At 59.5% G+C, this 2,820-nt stretch carries 1 protein-coding gene and 1 pseudogene; both read left to right on the top strand.

The features are described 5' to 3' along the window. Positions 1-701: 701 nt before the first annotated feature. Positions 702-2,450, top strand: coding sequence for an adenylate/guanylate cyclase domain-containing protein (locus ABLE71_RS25800; RefSeq protein ID WP_348786349.1), 1,749 nt, complete (start codon positions 702-704; stop codon positions 2,448-2,450). Between the two features lie 182 nt (positions 2,451-2,632). Then, positions 2,633-2,820 (top strand): annotated as a pseudogene (locus tag ABLE71_RS25805) (IS110 family transposase); the annotation flags it as partial.

A 2,820-nucleotide genomic window follows, 5' to 3' on the forward strand; every position in this document is an offset into this window, starting at 1 on the left:
CCGGGTCCAAAAACGGAGAGCGAGTCCAGCCTGAAGCATCAGGTACGGCAAGTGCATCGAGTTGGAGGTCAGTCCGCGAATGCTCGCTGAGCCCACCAATCTGGCCTATATGCGAACGTTCTGTCTTTTTGACGTTCGGCGGCACATCATGGATGACCGCTTCGCGCCGCGTTCCCGCCATAGAGGCCGGTCGCGCAACTTCCCGAAAGCAGTCGTTCCACTTAAAGCGGCAGTGGGCGGTAAGCCGAATGCCAGATCTCAGGCAGCAGCGTCGAAAAATCTGACCTTTGGCGGGTCAAGGCTGCCGGCAACCCGCCCTCATTTGCCCTGCGTTCAGACGCGCACGTCAAAGGCTGACCCACTTGCCGTCGGCGCGACTGGACTCGATCGTCGCGCCGATAAAGCACACCGCGCTCCCCAAGATGTTCGGCGATCGCGGCGGTTTCGAGTGGGCGCAGGACTATCCTAGAGGTGCTGTCGGATGAGTGTCGTTGGATGAGTGCCGCTTAGTATACCTCTTTGTTTGGGAGGTTCAGGAGCATGCGCTCGATCCACTAATCGGAGCGATCGGGCCATTCTGCCACGCAAGCCAGATAGGCAAGGGATCTTCTTGGCCCATTCCGGAAATCCGGCCAGATGGACATGTCCGCGGTGTGGCAATACAATTCGGGCCAGTTCCTGCCTTGGGGCCATCGCATAGTATGGCTGAACAACGCGCTCAACGTCGCCTTGCCGCCATCTTGGCCGCCGATGTGGTCGGCTATAGCCGCCTAATACAGCAGGACGAAGCCGGCACGCTGGCGATTCTGAAGGATCGACGGAAAACCGTTCTGGAACCGATGGTCGCCAATCATGGTGGCCGGATCATCAAGCTGGTAGGCGATGGTGCTCTCATTGAGTTTGCCAGCGCCGTGGACGCAGTCGAGTGCGCCGCTAGGCTGCAAGAAGGCATGGCTGCCCGTAATGCCGACCAGTCGGACGATCGCCAGATCGTGCTGCGCATTGGAGTCAACTTGGGCGACGTAGTAGTCGACGGCGATGATCTTTACGGTGACGGCGTGAATATTGCGGCGCGGTTGGAAGCCCTTGCCGATCCCGGCGGTGTTTGGATTTCAGAGGACGCCTACCGGCAAGTTCGAAATAAGCTCGCTCTTTCGTTTGACGATCTTGGTTCTCGGGTTCTCAAGAACATCGCCGAACCGGTCCGCATCTATCGCGTCACAAACACGCCGGCAGTGACGGTCACGGCGACCAATTCGACACCTGACAAGCCTTCGATCGCCGTGCTGCCCTTTGCCAACCTGTCGGGCGATCCTGAGCAGGAATACTTCGCCGATGGAATCGTCGCGGACCTCATCACCCATCTGTCGCGACTGCGCGATCTGTCGGTCATTGATCGTAACTCGACCCTCGTATTCAAGGGCCGAACTGTGCGGGTTCAGGATGTGGCGCGCGATCTGGGGGTGCGCTTTATCCTTGAGGGGAGTGTGAGGCGCGTAGGGAACAGAATTCGGGTAACGGCGCAGCTAATCGATGGCGCGTCGGGCGGGCATATTTGGGCCGAGCGCTATGACCGGGAGCTTACCGACTTTTTCGAACTTCAAGACGAAATCACCAAGGCCGTCACCGTTGCACTTCAGGTTAACTTGACCGAAGGCGACACAGCGCGGATCGCGGCCGAGGGGACCCGCAACTTGCAGGCGTGGGAAGCCTTCCTCCAGGGCCAGACCGCAATACTGAAGTTCACAAAGCTCGACAATATCCAAGCACGATTCTTCTACGAACGAGCTGTACATCACGATCCAAACTATGCGCTCGCCTTCGTCTCGCTGGCGCATACCCATTGGCTGGATGCCCGGCTTGGCTACACCTCCAATCCCGCGATATCTCTTGGGCTGGCAAAGGCGGCACTTCGGCGTGCGGAGGACCTCGTAGGCGAAATCGGCGCAGTTCTGCACTACAAGGGAAATGCTGCGCTGATGGAGCGGCGCCACGATGAGGCACTTGAATTCCACCGCCGCGCAGGCGAACTGGCGCCGAGCGATGCCTACTGCGCGGCCGCATTCGGCATGACACAGGTCTATAGCGGCGACTTCCAGGGAGCCATAGCAACCCTGAAAACATCGCGGCGACTCAGCCCATACGGCATCAACTGGGCCATCTATTACCTCGCATGGGCCGATCTCTGGCAGGGCGATCTGGAGCAAGCCCGGTCCGATGCCGCGCTCTACCTGGCGCGCGAGCCACACGAGCCTTTTGCCTACATCTTATCGGCAATCGTCGCCGCCGCCGCTGGCCGGCCCGACGCCGCCCGCGGTCACATCACCGTTCTGCTTGGCAAGCATCCGGAGATGACTCGCTCTGGTTTCGCCACCGCGCAGTTCTATCGCGATCCCGAGCGCCTGCAGCGACTTGTGGCTTGGCTCAAGGATGCGGGTCTGCCCGAATGACCGTGACTTTCTTGGTCACTTTCTGGAGGTCTGTAAATGGCGCAAGCGGTCGTGGAACGATGCGCAATGTCGGCTTTGCAGCCCAACTATCCCGAAAGCAGACTGTCCGCTGCTGATGCGGTGGACGGCTCTCCTCCCTCTCTGCGGTATGATCGCGGGATTAGAGCTGGAGGAGCGCTATGATGAGCAACGTTACGACGATCGGTCTGGATATTGCGAAGTCGGTATTTCAAGTGCACGGCGTGGATGCGGCCGGTGAGGTTGTCATCCGAAGGAAGCTGACTCGTGGGCGCGTTCTGGGATTCTTCGAGAAACTGCCCCGATGCCTGGTCGGGATCGAGGCTTGCAGTTCGTCGCATTATTGGGCTCG

Source organism: Mesorhizobium sp. KR9-304 (genome assembly GCF_040049215.1).
Lineage (GTDB): Bacteria > Pseudomonadota > Alphaproteobacteria > Rhizobiales > Rhizobiaceae > Mesorhizobium_K.